Raw genomic sequence first — 14,611 nt, 5'->3', positions numbered from 1 at the left:
CCCCGGCTCAACTCATCACCTTCGGCCAGGAGAACCGAGGAGGCATGACAATGTTGATGCGTACCGACCCGTTCCGCGAGATCGACCGGCTCGCCGAGCAGTTCTTCGGCACTGCGGCCCGTCCCGCGACGATGCAGCTGGACGCCTACCGCGACGGCGACCACTTCTACGCGGCGTTCGACCTGCCCGGCGTCGATCCGGACACCATCGACTGCACGGTCGAGCGCAACGTGCTCACCGTCCGCGCCGAGCGCCACCGGCCCGCCGGCGACGGCGTCGAACTGGTCGCCGCCGAACGCCCGATGGGCACCTTCACCCGGCAACTGTTCCTCGGCGACACGCTCGACACTGACAAGCTGGAGGCCGGGTACGAGAACGGGGTGCTGACGCTGCGCATCCCGGTCGCCGAGCGTGCCAAGCCCCGGCGGGTGACCATCCAGGCCAACGGAACCGGCCGCCGGGAGATCAACGCCTGATCCGACACGGTGACGGGTGGGATCGGCGCGCCTGCACGCCGATCCCACCCGAGGCTGAGAGTCTTTTTCACATGGTGTTCTCCGACGCTCCGGTGCTCGCCCGCCCGTCCGCGCCACCGGCGCTGCCGAGCGGGCCGGTCGAGGTCACCGAGGCGTGGCTGCGCAACCGGCGGTTGTCCGAGCACACCCGCGACGCCTACCGACGTGACGTCACCGGCTGGCTCAACTGGTGCGCCGGCCACGACCTGGACCCGCTGCGGGCCACGTTCCTGCACGTCAACGAGTACGCCCGCGCGCTGGAGAGCAGCGTCGGCGCGCGCAGCGGCCGCCCACTGACCCCGGCGACCGTCGCACGCCGACTCTCGGCGCTGTCCAGTTGGTACGACTTCCTGGTCAAACTGGGCGCAGTGCCGGCCAACCCGGTCTCCGGCGCCGACCGCCCCCGCGTCGACCGGGACCACTCCGCCACCGTCGGGCTCACCCCCGAGGAGGTGGACGCCCTGCTCAGCGCCGCCGACGCGGACACCGGCGCGACCGCCGTGCGCAACCGGGCGGCGCTCGCGCTCCTCGCCGACCTGGGTCTGCGGGTCGGGGAGCTGATCTCGCTGGACCTGACCGACCTCGGCACCGAACGCGGTCACCGCAGCGTGCGCTTCGTCGGCAAGGGCGGCAAACAACGTCGCCGCGCCCTCACCCCCGGCACCGGGCACGCCCTGGACGCCTACCTGGCCCAGCGGGCCGCCGCCACCGGCGTGCCGGTGCCGCAGCTCACCGGCCCACTGCTGGTCACCGCCAGCGGCGCGCGACTGGACCGGCACTCGGTGTTCCGGATGGTTCGTCGGCTCGCCCGCGCCGCCGGCATCCCGGCCTGGGCGAAGCTGTCCCCACACTCGCTGCGGCACGCCTTCGCCACCACGGCACGCTCGGAGGGCGTGCCGTTGGAGGACGTGCAGGACGCCATGGGGCACGCCGACCCGCGCACCACCCGCCGCTACGACCGGGACCGGCACAACCTCGACCGCGACCCGGCCTACGCGGTGTGGGCGGCCCGGTCACGCCGTCGCGGCTGAGGCGCGGGCGGCGTCAGCTCTGCGGACGCGGGCAGATGCAGAACGGCTGCCCGATCGGGTCGAGGAGCACGACCCACTTGTCGCCACCGGGCTGGAAATCCGGCTTCGACGCGCCCGCGGCGACGAACTTCTCCTCCGCCGCCGCCAGGTCGTCGACGTAGAGATCCAGGTGGTAGCGCTTGTCACCGGTCTGGTCCGGCCAGGAGGGCGGTCGGTAGCCCTCGACCAGACCGAAGCCGATGGAGACGCCACCGGAGCTGATCATCGCGTACTCCGGTTGGCTGTGGGTGACCTCCCAGCCCAGCGCCTCGTGGTAGAACGCGGCGTGGCCGGCGGGGTCGGAACTGTCGAGGTTGACCATTGCGAGGTCGGCAGAAGCTGTCACGTCGGCAGTATGCCGCCGAGGCCCGACAACTCTGGCCACGCGACGCTCGCCGCGGTCGAGTGTCGGGCCCCCGCCCTACGGTCGGCGGATGAGACACGGTCTGGAGATCTCCTGCGGCGGGGCCTCGGTCGCGGTGTCCACACTGGTCGAGTTGGGCGAAACTGCCGAGCGCGCCGGCTGGGACGGCGTGTTCCTGGAGGACTATCTGATCCACTATTCCGGCGACGAGCCGAACACCTACGACCCATGGCTGGTCCTCGCCGCGATCGCCGGGCGCACCGAGCGGGTGCGACTGGGCACCACTGTCACCGCACTGCCCCGGCGTCGCCCGGCGAAGCTGGCGCGGGAGGTCCTCACCCTGGACCACCTCAGCGCGGGCCGGGCCACCGTGGCGGTCGGTGTCGGCGACCCGGGCGACCGGGGCCTGGCCGCCTTCGGTGAGCAGACCGAGGTGTCCGTGCGGGCCGCGATGCTCGACGAGGGTCTCGACCTGCTGACCGGGCTGCTCAGCGGTGAGCGGGTCAGCCACCGGGGCACCCACTACCGCGCCGACGGGGTGTCGCTGCGGCCCGCGCCGGTGCAGTCCCCGCGGGTGCCGGTCTGGGTCGGCGGGAGCACCCAGGCCGGGGCGGTGCGCCGTCGGGCCGCCCGCGCCGACGGCATCGTGCCGTACAAGCTCACCGACACCGACGGGTGGTCCGACTTCACCCCCGACGAGGTACACGACCTGGCGAACGCCCTGCCATCGACGCGCGCCGACGGTCAGCCGTTCGACGTGGCGGTCGGCGGCCGACGGCGCCGTTCCGACGAGCGCACCGAACGGGCCTACCTCGGTGAGCTGGCCGCCGCCGGCGCCACCTGGTGGCTGGAGTTCGTTCCGGCCGGCGACCCGGCGACGATGCGCGCAGCCGTTGCCCGAGGCCCCCTGCGCTGACCCGAAGTCAGGGGATGTCGAGGGGCCAGAACGTCCTACGGGCCGTGCCGTCGCGGCAGATCAGCCCGGCGCCGACCCGTCGGCAGTCGGTCACACCCGCCGGGAGCACCGCGGACACCCGATGACCGTCGCGTCCCACTATCGCGACCAGGGAGCGCCTGCCGTCCGACGCCATTCCCAGCACCACCAAAGGTTCCGTGGCGACCCGTGGGCCCCCCACTGTGCGCCAGCGCGCCCCGGCCGGCCACGTCCACACCCGCGCCCCGGTGCCCGCGTCGATAGCCCAGCGCCCGTGCTCGTCCTGACCGCAGATCAGGCCCTGGCAGGGCCGCAGCGTCAACTCACCGGGCTGCGCCGGCGCCCGCCAGCGCGGTGCCAGGCCGGGTAGGTCGTAGCCGGTCAGCGCGACCGCGCCGCCGCTCGGGTGGCGCAGCACCAGATGCGCGCCGACGACCTGGGGATTGTCCGGGCCGTAGTCGGCCGGCGGAAGCTGTCCCCGCCCACGTTCGGTGCCGTCGCGGGCGTCGAGGAGTCGGGCCAGCCCGTCGTCCTGGACCAGCAGCACCCGCCCGGGCAGACCGGGCAGCGCCCGTAGCACCGCCGTGGAGGGCAGCGGGACCGACCAACGGGTCGCGCCGGTGGTCGGGTCGACGCCGTGCACCGTGCCCTCGATCCGCCGTCCCGGTTCGGCGGCGCTGCGCACCTCGCTCACCGCGACCGCCTCGTTCCCGGCCGCGTACACCCGCTCGGGTCGCCGCCACACCGGCTGGCCGGTACGCAACGACCGCGCCGTGGTCACCCGCGCCCCGAGCGCCTGGTCGCGCTCGACCAGCAGCAACAGGTCACCGGCGACCTCGGCGGACCACCCGGCGGCGGGCGGCACTGTGACCCGCCACCGCGGTGGGCCGTTCGGCGCGGCCGAGTCGTAGGCGCTCAGCGTCGGCGGGTTCGGGTCGGGGTCGACGACAAGCAGCAGCGGCCCCGCGCCGAGCACCGTCGCCCGGGCGGGCACCGCCGGCCCCACCTGGGGCGTCAGGCCCGCGGCCGGCGCGGCGCCGCCAAGCAGGACACAGGCCGCCACCAGCGCCGCCACCCACCACCGGCGGGACACCTGCGGCGGTGGTCTGCGCTCCTGCAGAGGCGCGCCCCGGTCGTCACCCAGCTCGATCAGCACCGACATGCGCGCCCACCCGTCCGCTCGCGCCGGCCGGTCAGCAGAGCAGGTCGAGGTGGTGGTGGGCGTCCTCGGCGATCTCCTCGTGCCGCAGCCAGCGGCGCGCCCACAGCCGGGCGGCCAACTCCGCCTGCTCGTCCCCCCACGCGGCGTGCTCGACGAGCAACGCGGTGGTCAGCGCGTACGCCAGGCGCAACGCCAGACCGCGGGCGCCCGCGAGCACCCCCGACGCACCCGGGTCGACGGTCACCGCGGTGATGGTCTCCGCCAACTGCGCTGCGACGGCGGCCAGGGTGTCGGCCAGCACCGGCGACAGCGGCCGCGCCAGGTCGACGGCGGCGGCCAGCCGGCTCAGCAGTGGCGCCCCGGCGTCCTCCCGGGTCAGCGCGCGCAGCACGTCCAGGGCCAGCACATTGGTGGTGCCCTCCCAGATCGGCAGCACCTGGGCGTCGCGCAGCAGCCGGGGCACGCCGGTGTCCTCCACGTAGCCGGCCCCGCCGAAGCTCTCCACGTACTCGCTGGCGGAGCTGACGGCGAGCCGTCCGGTGGCCAACTTCGCCAACGGCGCCACGATGCGCAGCTCCGCCGCGGCCTCCGGGTCGGCGCCGACCTCGACCCGCCCGAGCAGGGCGAAAGCGTGCCCGGCGAGAGCGAACGCGCCCGCCGCGTCGACCGCGAGGGTGCCGAGGGTGGCCCGGTGCAGGGGCGAGGACACCAACGGGCCGCCGGCGACGTGCCGCACCTCGGCGTACGCGCGGGCGTAGGCGACACCCCGTCGCATCCCGCCGGCCGCCGCCGCGGCGTTGTGCACCCGGGTCACCACGACCAGGGTCATCGCCCGGACCAGACCGGGCACCGCCGGATCACCCAGCGGAAGGGCGTACGCGTCGCGCAGGCCGATCTCGGCGGTGGGCAGCGCCCGGGTGCCGAGCTTGTCCTTGAGCCGGTGCACTGTGACACCCGGTGCGGGTGCGCCCGGCGCCGCGCCGTCGGCCAGCGGTGAGTCGACCGCGTACCGGGGAACGAGGAACGGGGCGAGCACCCGGCTGCCCCGCCCGGCGCCCTCCGGCCGGGCCAGCGCCACCGCCATCGCCGCATCGGCGGCGGAGCAGAACCACTTCTCCCCGGTCAGCCGCCACGAACCGTCCGCCGCGGGTCGGCCGAGCGTGCTGGAGCGGCCCAGATCGGAGCCGCCCTGCGACTCGGTCATCCACTGCCCGCTGGTGATCGCCGTGGCCGGGTCCGTGGAGATCAGTCGGGGCAGCCACGCGTCGCGGACCGTGGCGTCGACGTCGGGCATGCTGAGCAGCGCCGCCGCACCGTCGGCCATCGCCACCGGGCAGGAGAACGTCGCCGACTCCGGCCCGTACAGGTGCAGCAGGGCGTGTTGCACGACCCGCGCGGCGGCACCCCAGGTGCCCCGGGCGTCCGGCAGGTAGGGCAGCGCGACCACGGCGTGTCGGGCGGCGGCGGCTCGTTGCGCCTGCCAACCGGCGGAGGTGTCGATGCGGTCGATCCGGGCGCCCCACGGGTCGTAGCGGACCAGCGTCGGCGGGTGCGCCTCCGCGTCGGCGTGCGCCGCGCGAAGCGGGCCGGTGACGTCGGCGGCCAGGTCCGCGAGACGGCCCTTCGCTGCGGCGTGCCCGCCCGGGCCGAGGTGACGCTCCAGCCAGGACCGCAGCAGGCCATCGCCGGCGTACGGGTCGACGGGGGGTGGTACCGGCTGCACGAAGCGGCTCATCGATCGGCTCCTGGCACTGCTCGGGGGTGTGCGCCGACGGTAGACGATGCGGGGCCGCCGCGAACAGGGCACACCCGCACACCGGGCGCACCCAGTTTCCGGCTTGTCGCCCGTCGGCGCGAGCGTGTTCTCTACGGTCGGTAGTCGTGGGTGCGGGCCAGTCGTGGAGCCGACCGGCCCGGCGTCACCGCCCGATGCGCACCGGGTTGGCGTTCGCCGGGTTCGGTGTGGCGCTGTGCTGCGTGGGGGTGGCCGGGTTGGGCGCCTGGAACCTCCAGACCGTCCGACAGGCCGCCGGCCCGATCCGAGAGACCGCCGACGGTTTCCTCAACGAGGTGGCCCTGGGCGACAGCGACCGGGCGTACGAGCGGCTCTGCGAGGACGCGCGCAGCCGGTGGAGCGCGATCGGCTTCACCAGTTGGGTGCGGACACCACCGATGGTCACCGACTACGAGATCACCGACGTGTCGGTCGCCACCCGCAGCGGACGACCGCACGGCACGGTGACAGTGAAGGTGACCCGCAACGGCGGGCTCAGCGAGGAACGTCGCCTGCCGGTGGTCCGCGAGGACGGGAACTGGCGGGTGTGCGGTGACCCCTTCTAGGCCCCCGGTCGCCGCCCCGATACGCCCGCAGCTGCTGCGACCACGCGAGGGGGTGCAGCCGACCACCTCGACGGAACTCTTCTTCGACCTGGTCTTCATCTTCACCATCACCCAGTTGTCGCACTACCTGATCGCGCACCTGGACTGGCGGGGCGCCGCGCGTACCGGCCTGTTGCTGGCGCTGGTGTGGCTGGTCTGGGTCTACACCACCTGGCTGACCAACTGGCTGAACCCCGACCAGGGGCCGGTGCGCACGATGCTGATCGGGGTGGGGCTGGGCAGCCTGCTGTTGTCGGCGGCGATCCCGGAGGCGTTCGGCTCGACCGGCCTGCTCTTCGCGCTGGTCTACCTGATCGTGCAGGTGGGCCGCACCCTGTTCTCGTTGTGGGCGGTGCAGGGCAGTCCCTGGTTGGTGGCCGGATTTCAGCAGTCGCTGCCGTGGATCACCGGGACATCGGTGCTCGTGGTCCTCGGTGGCCTGGTCGGCGGGGCCGCCCGCGACGCGGTGTGGGCGACGGTGATCGTGATCGAGGTGGTCGGCCTCTCGATCGGCTATCCGCTGCCGCGACGGGGACGCAGCCGACCCGAGCGGTGGATGGTGGAGGGTGGGCACCTGGCCGAACGGTGCGCGGCGTTCGTCCTGATCGCGCTGGGGGAGTCGATCCTGGTCACCGGCAGCACCCTCACCTCGCACGTGGACCTGGTGACGTCCGGGGCGTTCCTGCTGGCGTTCGGCGGTTCGGTGGCGTTGTGGTGGGTGTACTTCGCCCGCTCGGCCCCGGCCGCCACGGAGGTCATCGCCAACGCCGGGGAGCGCACGGGCGCGTTGAGCCGGGTCGCGTTCAACTTCCTGCACCCGCTGATCGTCGCCGGCGTCGTCGTCACGTCGGCGGCCGACGAGCGGTTGCTGCGGGAGCCCGGCGCACCGGCCACCACTGTCGACGTGCTGCTCACCCTGGGTGGTCCCGCGCTGTTCCTGGCCGGGCACGCCGCCTACAAGGCGCTGTTGTGGCGGACCCTGCCGATCAGCCGGGTCACGGCGGTGGTGGTCCTGCTGGCACTGATGCCGGTCGGTGTGGTGCTGGGGGCGCCCGTCGCGGTGTGCGCCGCGGTGGCGTTGGCGGTGACGGTCGCCGTGATCCTGACCGACCGGTTCCGGGTGCGGGCCCACGCCCGGCAGCCGGCCTGACCGTCCGACGGCGTCCGTCGGTTCTAGGACAACGGCACCGTCGGCGGGCCGGCGGGTGGTTAGCGTGGGTCACCGGCCCTCCGGGTGACCTTCCGCAGTGCTCGGACGAGCGGAGGCGACCCGATGACGACAGCGCAACAGACCTGGCCACAGCGGTGGTTGGTGCTGGTCGCCGCCGCCGGCTACGGCAAGACCACAGCCCTGGAGACCATCGGTGGAGACGGCCCGACAACCTGTCACCGGGCGACCGACCTGATCGAGGCGGCCACACACGCCACCAGCCCGCCGACGACCACCCAGCCCTCGGAACGGGTCGCGGTGGACGAGGTGTCCGCGCTCGCCGAGGACGACCAACTGACCCTGGTACGCCTGTTGACCGCGCTGCCGGGTCAGCCGGCGGTGACGCTGGCGGCCCGGCACCCGCTGGCCGCCGCGACGCTGAGCGCTTGTGCCGTACCCGTCGTCGAGCGTGGGCCGGAGACACTCGCCCTCAACCGGGACGCGGTCGCCCGGATCCTGCGCGACGAGCACGCGGTGCCCGACAGTGACCTGGCCTACCTGGTGTACGAGCTGACCGCCGGCTGGCCAGCGTGGGTGCACCTCGCCGGTGACGCCCTCGGCCGGCAGGGCGTCGGCCGGCGGGAGTTGCTCGCGGCCCTGACCGAGCCCGGCACCGCGGGCGGGCACTTCGCCCGCGACGAGGTCCTCGCCGGCCTGCCCCCGCCGGTGGCGCGGCTGCTCGGTCGCGTCCACGACCTCGATCCGATCAGCGCGCCGCTGTGTGCGGCCGTCGACGGTCACGTCACGGCCGAGGGCAGCGCGGAGGCGTTGCGCTGGGCGATCCGCACCGGGCTGCTGGTCGCCCACCCCCGCCGGCACCCCGGTCGTACGCCGCCGATGGTGCAGCTGGTCAGGGTGCTCGCCGAGGTGTTGACGCAGCAACCGGGCCGGCCCGAAGCCGCAGAACGCCGTCGGCTGAACGTCGCCGCCGACTGGTACCTCGCCAACGCGCACCCGCTGGCGGCGGCCCGAGCCCTGCACCACGCGGGGGACCCCGCCCGGTGTGCCGACCTGATCGCGCGCCACGGCGGGGAGATGCTCGCCGCCGGCGGGGCGCCCGAGGTCACTGACCTGGTCACCGCGTTGCCGCAGGCCGAGCAGAGCCCCGACATCCGGCTGATCCACGGTGAGGCGTTGCGCATGTCCGGCTCGGTGACCCAGGCGGCGCGGGTCTTCGCGCCGCTAGTGGCGCAGGCGGACCAGGATCGTCGCTGGCCGGCACGGTTGCTCTGGCGGGCGGCCATGGTGCCGTACCTGCGGGCCGACTACGCGGGCGCCCTGGCCGTGCTCGACCTGGTCGGTACACAGCCGACGGTCCTTTCGCCCGGCCCGGACGACGTGCTGGTGCTGGCCTGCCGCGCCAGCACCCTCGCCCAGCTCGGCCAGGTCGAGGACGCCACCACCACCGCGACCAGGGCGCTCGCCGCGGCGCAGCACCTCAACGAGGACGGCCCGTTGGCGGCGGCGCACATCGCGGCGGCACTGACCTCGTCCGGCACCCGCCGCGACGGGCACCTCGCCGAGGCCCTGGCCGCGGCGGAACGCGCGGGCGACCTGGTCCAGCAGGCGCGGGTCCTGGTCAACCAGGCGCACTGCCTGCTACGGGAGGCCCGTTACCCGTCGGCGCTGGCCACCGCCGTGCGGGCCGTTCGCGCGGCGGAACTCGCCGGCCCGCCGGGTGTGCTGGTGACCGCGCTGCACAACGCCGGTGAGGCGCTGCTGCGGCTCGGGCGCTACGAGGAGGCGACGCTGCACTTCAGCCGCTCCACCTCGGTCTCGCAACGGTTGGGGCTGCGCCGGGCGGCGGCCGGTGTCTACGGGATCGCCGAGGTCAGTCGCCGCCTCGGCCGGCGCGAGGAGGCGTTGGCGGCCTTCGCCGAGGCGGTGGAACTGGCCCGCGACGTGGGAGACCTCCAGGTGCTCATCCCGGCGCTGGTCGGCCTGGCTCGGCTGCGGTGCGAGGGCGTGGGCGCCGACCTCGCGGCCGCCCGCGCCGCCGCCGACGAGGCGCACCGCCTGGCGCCGGCGTACCTGCTCTCGTCCGCGCTGGTCGCGACGGGCTGGGTGGCGTACGCCGGGGGTGATCTGGGGTTGGCCCGGCGACGGGCGGCCGAAGCGGTCGGCGCGGCCCGGGCCGGCCGGCAGTCCGACGCGTTGGCCGAGGCGTTGGAGCTCACCGCTGCGGTCGCCGCCGAGCCGGCCGCGAGCCGCGCGGCGTTGCTGGAGGCCGCAGAGATCTGGCAGGCGGCGGGCGCGACCCCCGCCGCCGAGCAGACCGTCGTCCTGCTCGGCCGCATCCCGGGCGCCGACGGCGCACAGCGGTCGGCGGCGCAGCTGGCCGCCGACCGGTTGGTGGCGCGCGGGGTCGAGACGGTCGACGGGCGGCAGTTGTCCGAGACCTCCGCCGGGAGCGGCGCCGTCGAGGTGCGGGTGCTCGGCCGGTTCGAGGTGATCGTCGGCGGGCGGGAGGTCCCGCTGCCGGCGTGGCGGTCCCGGCAGGCCCGTACGCTGCTGAAGATCCTCGTTGCCCGACGTGGCCGTGCCATCGGGCGGGCCGAACTGTGTGAGCTGTTGTGGCCCGACGACGAGCCGAGGCGCACCGCGCACCGCCTGTCGGTGCTGCTCTCCGCCGTGCGGGCCGTGCTCGACCCGCCGCGCCGGTGGCCCGTCGACCGGTACGTGCGCGCCGACCTGACCGGTGTACGCGTCGACCTGACCCGGGTGGTCGTCGACGCGGAGCGCCTCCTCGCCGACGTGCCGCGGGCCGAGCGCCTCGGTCGCGACGGTGAGGAGGCACGGGCCCGCGAACTGCTCGCCGAGGTGGACGCCGCCTACCGGGGCGACGCCTTCGCCGACGAGCCGTACGAGGACTGGGCCGACGGGCTGCGGGAACAGACCCGCTCGGTGTGGTTGCGGGCGATGCGTGAACTCGCCCGCCTGTACCGGCGCGACGGGCACGCCGACCGGGCCGCCACCACACTGGTTCGGCTGCTCGACGCCGACTCCTACGACGAGTGGGCGCACCGCGCGCTGGTCGCGACGCTGGTCGGTGCCGGCCGGCACGGTGAGGCCCGCCGGGCGTTCGACAGGTGGTCCGGGGCGATGCGCGCGATCGACGCACCGCCCCCGGATCCGGGTCTGCTGCGCGGACGGGCCGGTCAGCAGCTGTAGAGGTTCTCGTTGCCCGCGTCGGTTTGCACGTACGAGTAGAAGATCGCGCCGGGGTCGGGCTCGTCGTCCTCCGCGCAGGTGTCCACACCGGGCCCACCGTCGAGGGTGTCACCGCCGGTGCCACCCGTGACGGTGTCGCCGGCCACTCCGATCAGCAGGTCGGCGCCGTGGGCGCCGGAGAGGACGTCGTTGCCCTCGAGCCCGGCGAGCAGGTCACCGCCGCCGCCGCCGGCGATGAAGTCCCCGCAGCCCTCACCGAAGATGGTGTCGTCACCCCAGCCGCCGTGGATCGTGTCGACGCCGCCGCCGCCGTAGATGATGTCGTCGCCACCGAGGCCGTAGATCTCGTCGGGTCCGCCACCGCCGTAGATGATGTCGTCGCCGTCGGTGCCCATGATCGGGTCGCCGTCGGTGGTGGCGCACGGGTTCGTGTTCGGGTCGGCGTGCGCCGCGCCGCCGCCGACCAGACCGCCGCTGAGCAGTAGGGCAGCCAGTACCGCCGCCACCGACGCTCGGGTACGCATGATGGAACCTCCTGTTCGTGGCCCCGTCCGGAGCCCGGCGACGCCACGATGACGTCGTCGCGCGCACTGTCGCAGCCACACGTCATCGTGGCGTCAGTACGACGCGCTGCTGACGCCCTCCTGACGACCGTGCGGAGCCTGATCCCACAGCCGTCGTCGACAGTCGACGAGGCAGTGCGGAGGGAAGATCCAATGAAACGGAAACTGGCTGGTCTGGCAGTGCTGACCGGCATGGCGGCGGCCACGACGCTGCTCGCACCGGTGACCCCGGCTCAGGCGTCGGTCGGCCTGTACCGGGTCGCCGCCACCAGCGTCCTGGACGCGACGAACGCCAAGACGATGGCCATCTCGTGCAACGGCGCCGACCAGGTCGTCGGCGCCGGTGGGCGCATCAACGACGGTCAGGGCGACGTCCTGATGACCCGCGTGTACGCCGACGCCACACTGCACACGGTGACAGTGCTGGGCGTGGAGGCCAACGCCACGAACGTGCCCTGGTCGGTGGACGCGTTCGCTGTCTGCGCACCGGCCGGGGCGGTGGCCGGCCTGCAACTGGTCACCACCACGTCGGCCAACAACGCGTTGGACAAGATCGCGGTGACCGCCGTGTGCCCGCCGGGCAAGAGCACCTTCGGCGGCGGGTACCGGGTGGACAACGCCAACGCGGCGGTGGCGGTGGACGAGCTGGAGTTCACCTCGACGCTCGCCTCGGTGTCGAGCACCGCGTACGTGTTCGGCGCACCGGGCAACTTCACCCTGCAGACCCAGGCGTTCTGCGGCACCCCGCTGCCGGCGATGACGTTGACGGAGGCGTCGAGCGTGTCCAACGCGTCCGCGCCGAAGACGGCGACCGCGCCGTCCTGCCCGGCGGGTTCGCAGACCGCAGGGGTCGGCGCGGCGCTGACCGGGCTCACCGGGGCCGGCTCGGTGGCCACCCTGTTGCCCAAGGCGGCGCTGGACAGCGCGGACGCCACCGGCCGCGAGATCATCGCGTACGCCTCGTCGTGGAGGATCAAGGCGCAGCAGGTCTGCGTCGGCTGACCGACCCGCAGCGGGACCGGCCGTTCCCACCCAGGGGGCGGCCGGCTCGGCGTGACTGCCTCAGTCGCGGGGGCCGAGGTCGCCGCTGCGGTAGTGCCGGCGGCAGAGCACCTGGTAGCGCACCTCGGCGGTGTCGACGGTGTCGCCGATGACGACCTGGGCGCCCTCACGGACGACCCGCCCGTCGACGACCCGGGCGTTGAGCAACCCTTCGCGGCCGCACCAGCAGAGCACCTCGACCTGGATGCGGGCCACCTCGTCGGCCAGCTCGAACAGGCGTTGCGCGGCGGGGAACAGCCGCGACCGGAAGTCGGTGGCCAGGCCGAACGCGAACACGTCGACGTCGTAGCTGTCGACCAGCTCGGCCATCTGCTCGACGTGATCGACGGTGTAGAAGCACGCCTCGTCGCAGATCAGGTAGTCGACGCGTACCCCGTCGGCCCACCGGCCGCGCACCAGGGCCCGCAGGTCCAGGTCGTCGGTGACCTCGATGGCCTCGTGGGCCAGGCCGATGCGGGTGGTGACCTGCGGCCCCAGCGACCGGTCGATGCGGGTGGTGACCAGCCCTCGCCGGCCCTGCCGGGCGTGGTTGTAGTTCATCTGCAACGCCATCGTGGACTTGCCGCAGTCCATCGGCCCCCAGAAGAACTTCAACGCCGCCGCGTGCACCGGACGCCCGTCGAGCCCGCGCGCGGCCGCGCACCCGGCCGGGGCGTGTGGCTGGCCGGGGAACGGGTGGGCCAGGCAGGTCGGGGCGGTGGCGGCGTCGTCGGTCACGGTCGGGCAGCCTAGCCCATTGACCGGCCCGAATCGGTCGGGTGCGGGACCCGTGCTCAGAGCACCCGGGGTGGGGTGTTGCCCGCGGCCACGATGGCACGGCGGATCGGCACGGCGGCGAGGAGCAGGAACCCGACCACGAAGAAGATCAGCAGTGAGACCAGGCCCACCCGGTACGAGGCGGTGAGTTGGAACACCAGGCCGAAGGCGAGCGGGCCGAGCCAGCTGGTGCCCTTGTCGCTGATCTCGTAGAAGCCGTAGTACTCGCCTTCCTTCCCGGCCGGAATGAGCTGGCTGAACAGCGACCGGCTCAGCGCCTGGCTGCCGCCGAGGACCAGGCCGATGGCCGCGCCGAGGACCATGAACGGCACCGGCGCCTCGGCCGGCAGCCGGAACGCGCCGATGATCACACCGGTCCAGAGGACCAGGCTGAGCAGCACCGTCTTCCAGGCGCCGATGCGCTTGGCCAGCGCGCCCAGGCTCAACGCGCCCCCGAAGGCGAGGAACTGCACCAGCAGGATGGTGACGATCAGGGTGCTCTGGTCCAGCCGCAGCTCCTCGGTGCCGTACTGGCTGGCGAGGGTGATGACGGTCTGGATGCCGTCGTTGTAGACCAGGAACGCCAGCAGGAAGAACAGCGTCAACGGGTACGCCTTGATTTCCCGCAGGGTGCGGCCCAGCTGCCGGAACCCGTCGGTGAGCACGTTGCCGCGCCGGGTCAGCGCCGCCGCCGCGCTGGGGCGTTCCCGCAGCCAGCGCAGCGGTACGAGGGTGAACACCGCCCACCAGACCCCGGCGGAGACGATCGACCAGCGGGCCAGGTCCAGGGTGCGCTGCGGGTTGTCGTCCTCGCTGAACACCGTGACAGCGACCAGGTTGAACGCCAGCAGCAGGCCGCCGCCCAGGTAGCCCAGCGCCCAGCCGCGGCTGGAGATGCCGTCGCGTTCGTCCGGGCCGCCGAGCTGCGGCAGGAACGAGTTGTAGACCACGACGGCCGCGCCGAAGGAGATGTTGGCGACCAGGAAGAGCGCCCCGCCGAGCAGGTAGCGGTCACCGGTGACGAAGATCATCGCGATGGTCGCGCCGGCGCCGGTGAACGCGGCGCCGCCGAGCAGCCGCTTCTTGTGCGCCGACCGGTCGGCGATCGCCCCGATCACCGGCAGCACGAACACGGTGAGGAACACCGACAGCGAGATGAGGTACGGGTAGTAGGACCCGGCCGCCACCCGGATGCCCAGCGGGTGCACGTACCCGTCGCAGGTGTCCGCGCCCAACTCGCACCCGGCGGCCAACTCGGCGACGGTCGTGATGAACGGGCCCAGGAACACAGTGATGACTGTGGTCTGGAACGCGGAGTTGGCCCAGTCGTAGATGTACCAGCCGCGCCGCTCCCGGCGAGTGCTCGCCGGCGGCGGGGTGTCGTCCACCGTGGGGGTCACGGTCTCGGCCATCGGGGGTCCTTCG

Annotated in this window: 13 protein-coding genes; 7 read left to right on the top strand and 6 right to left on the bottom strand. The window is 73.7% G+C overall.

The annotated features are described in order from the left end of the window. Positions 1–50 precede the first annotated feature (50 nt). Together ABZS40_RS08360 and ABZS40_RS08355 are read left to right on the top strand one after the other, a co-directional pair. On the top strand, positions 51–476 hold the full coding sequence (locus ABZS40_RS08360; protein ID WP_354942656.1) for an Hsp20/alpha crystallin family protein: 426 nt from the start codon (positions 51–53) through the stop codon (positions 474–476). Between the two features lie 71 nt (positions 477–547). Continuing rightward, positions 548–1,546: a tyrosine-type recombinase/integrase gene (locus tag ABZS40_RS08355; protein WP_354942655.1), complete on the top strand. Its 999-nt coding sequence runs from the start codon at positions 548–550 to the stop codon at positions 1,544–1,546. 13 nt (positions 1,547–1,559) lie between these two features. Here the strand turns inward: ABZS40_RS08355 and ABZS40_RS08350 are convergent, their stop codons facing one another. After that, complete coding sequence (locus ABZS40_RS08350) at positions 1,560–1,931, bottom strand: VOC family protein (RefSeq protein ID WP_354942654.1); 372 nt, start codon at positions 1,929–1,931, stop codon at positions 1,560–1,562. Positions 1,932–2,019: 88 nt separating this feature from the next. Here ABZS40_RS08350 and ABZS40_RS08345 point away from each other — a divergent pair, with 88 nt between their 5' ends. After that, positions 2,020–2,865 (top strand): LLM class flavin-dependent oxidoreductase, encoded by an 846-nt coding sequence (locus ABZS40_RS08345; protein WP_354942653.1) that lies wholly within the window; start codon positions 2,020–2,022, stop codon positions 2,863–2,865. 7 nt (positions 2,866–2,872) lie between these two features. Here the strand turns inward: ABZS40_RS08345 and ABZS40_RS08340 are convergent, their stop codons facing one another. Continuing rightward, a complete protein-coding gene (locus ABZS40_RS08340; RefSeq protein ID WP_354942652.1) occupies positions 2,873–4,045 on the bottom strand; it encodes a PQQ-binding-like beta-propeller repeat protein in 1,173 nt (390 codons plus the stop codon). Positions 4,046–4,076: 31 nt separating this feature from the next. Then, a complete protein-coding gene (locus tag ABZS40_RS08335) occupies positions 4,077–5,780 on the bottom strand; it encodes an acyl-CoA dehydrogenase family protein (protein ID WP_354942651.1) in 1,704 nt (567 codons plus the stop codon). A 194-nt stretch (positions 5,781–5,974) separates the two neighbouring features. Between ABZS40_RS08335 and ABZS40_RS08330 the strand changes: the two genes are divergently transcribed. The 3 genes from ABZS40_RS08330 (at position 5,975) to ABZS40_RS08320 (ending at position 10,805) form a co-directional block, all read left to right on the top strand. Beyond that, the gene (locus tag ABZS40_RS08330) at positions 5,975–6,385 is read left to right on the top strand and encodes a hypothetical protein (RefSeq protein WP_354942829.1); all 411 of its coding nucleotides are present in this window, start codon (positions 5,975–5,977) and stop codon (positions 6,383–6,385) included. Beyond that, the gene (locus ABZS40_RS08325) at positions 6,372–7,574 is read left to right on the top strand and encodes a low temperature requirement protein A (RefSeq protein ID WP_354942650.1); all 1,203 of its coding nucleotides are present in this window, start codon (positions 6,372–6,374) and stop codon (positions 7,572–7,574) included. The genes ABZS40_RS08330 and ABZS40_RS08325 overlap by 14 nt, the downstream gene beginning before the upstream one ends. A 123-nt stretch (positions 7,575–7,697) precedes the next feature. Continuing rightward, positions 7,698–10,805 carry a BTAD domain-containing putative transcriptional regulator gene (locus ABZS40_RS08320; protein ID WP_354942649.1) on the top strand — a complete coding sequence of 1,036 codons (3,108 nt, stop codon included), beginning with the start codon at positions 7,698–7,700 and terminating at the stop codon, positions 10,803–10,805. Here ABZS40_RS08320 and ABZS40_RS08315 read toward each other — a convergent pair. Beyond that, a complete protein-coding gene (locus ABZS40_RS08315) occupies positions 10,793–11,329 on the bottom strand; it encodes a hypothetical protein (RefSeq protein ID WP_354942648.1) in 537 nt (178 codons plus the stop codon). The genes ABZS40_RS08320 and ABZS40_RS08315 overlap by 13 nt on opposite strands. A 192-nt stretch (positions 11,330–11,521) precedes the next feature. Between ABZS40_RS08315 and ABZS40_RS08310 the strand changes: the two genes are divergently transcribed. Further along, on the top strand, positions 11,522–12,370 hold the full coding sequence (locus ABZS40_RS08310; protein WP_354942647.1) for a hypothetical protein: 849 nt from the start codon (positions 11,522–11,524) through the stop codon (positions 12,368–12,370). A 60-nt stretch (positions 12,371–12,430) separates the two neighbouring features. On the opposite strand, the gene ABZS40_RS08305 is transcribed toward ABZS40_RS08310, so the two are convergent. Both ABZS40_RS08305 and ABZS40_RS08300 read right to left on the bottom strand, forming a co-directional pair. Further along, the gene (locus ABZS40_RS08305; protein WP_354942828.1) at positions 12,431–13,039 is read right to left on the bottom strand and encodes a thymidine kinase; all 609 of its coding nucleotides are present in this window, start codon (positions 13,037–13,039) and stop codon (positions 12,431–12,433) included. Between the two features lie 164 nt (positions 13,040–13,203). After that, the gene (locus ABZS40_RS08300) at positions 13,204–14,598 is read right to left on the bottom strand and encodes an MFS transporter (protein ID WP_354942646.1); all 1,395 of its coding nucleotides are present in this window, start codon (positions 14,596–14,598) and stop codon (positions 13,204–13,206) included. Between the last annotated feature and the right edge of the window lie 13 nt (positions 14,599–14,611).

Origin of the sequence: Micromonospora sp. NPDC005324, assembly GCF_040607155.1 — a bacterium.
GTDB classification, from domain to species: domain Bacteria; phylum Actinomycetota; class Actinomycetes; order Mycobacteriales; family Micromonosporaceae; genus Micromonospora; species Micromonospora trifolii.
The sequence above is the reverse complement of the archived record's forward strand: the minus strand, read 5'-3'. Positions and strand labels throughout refer to the sequence as shown.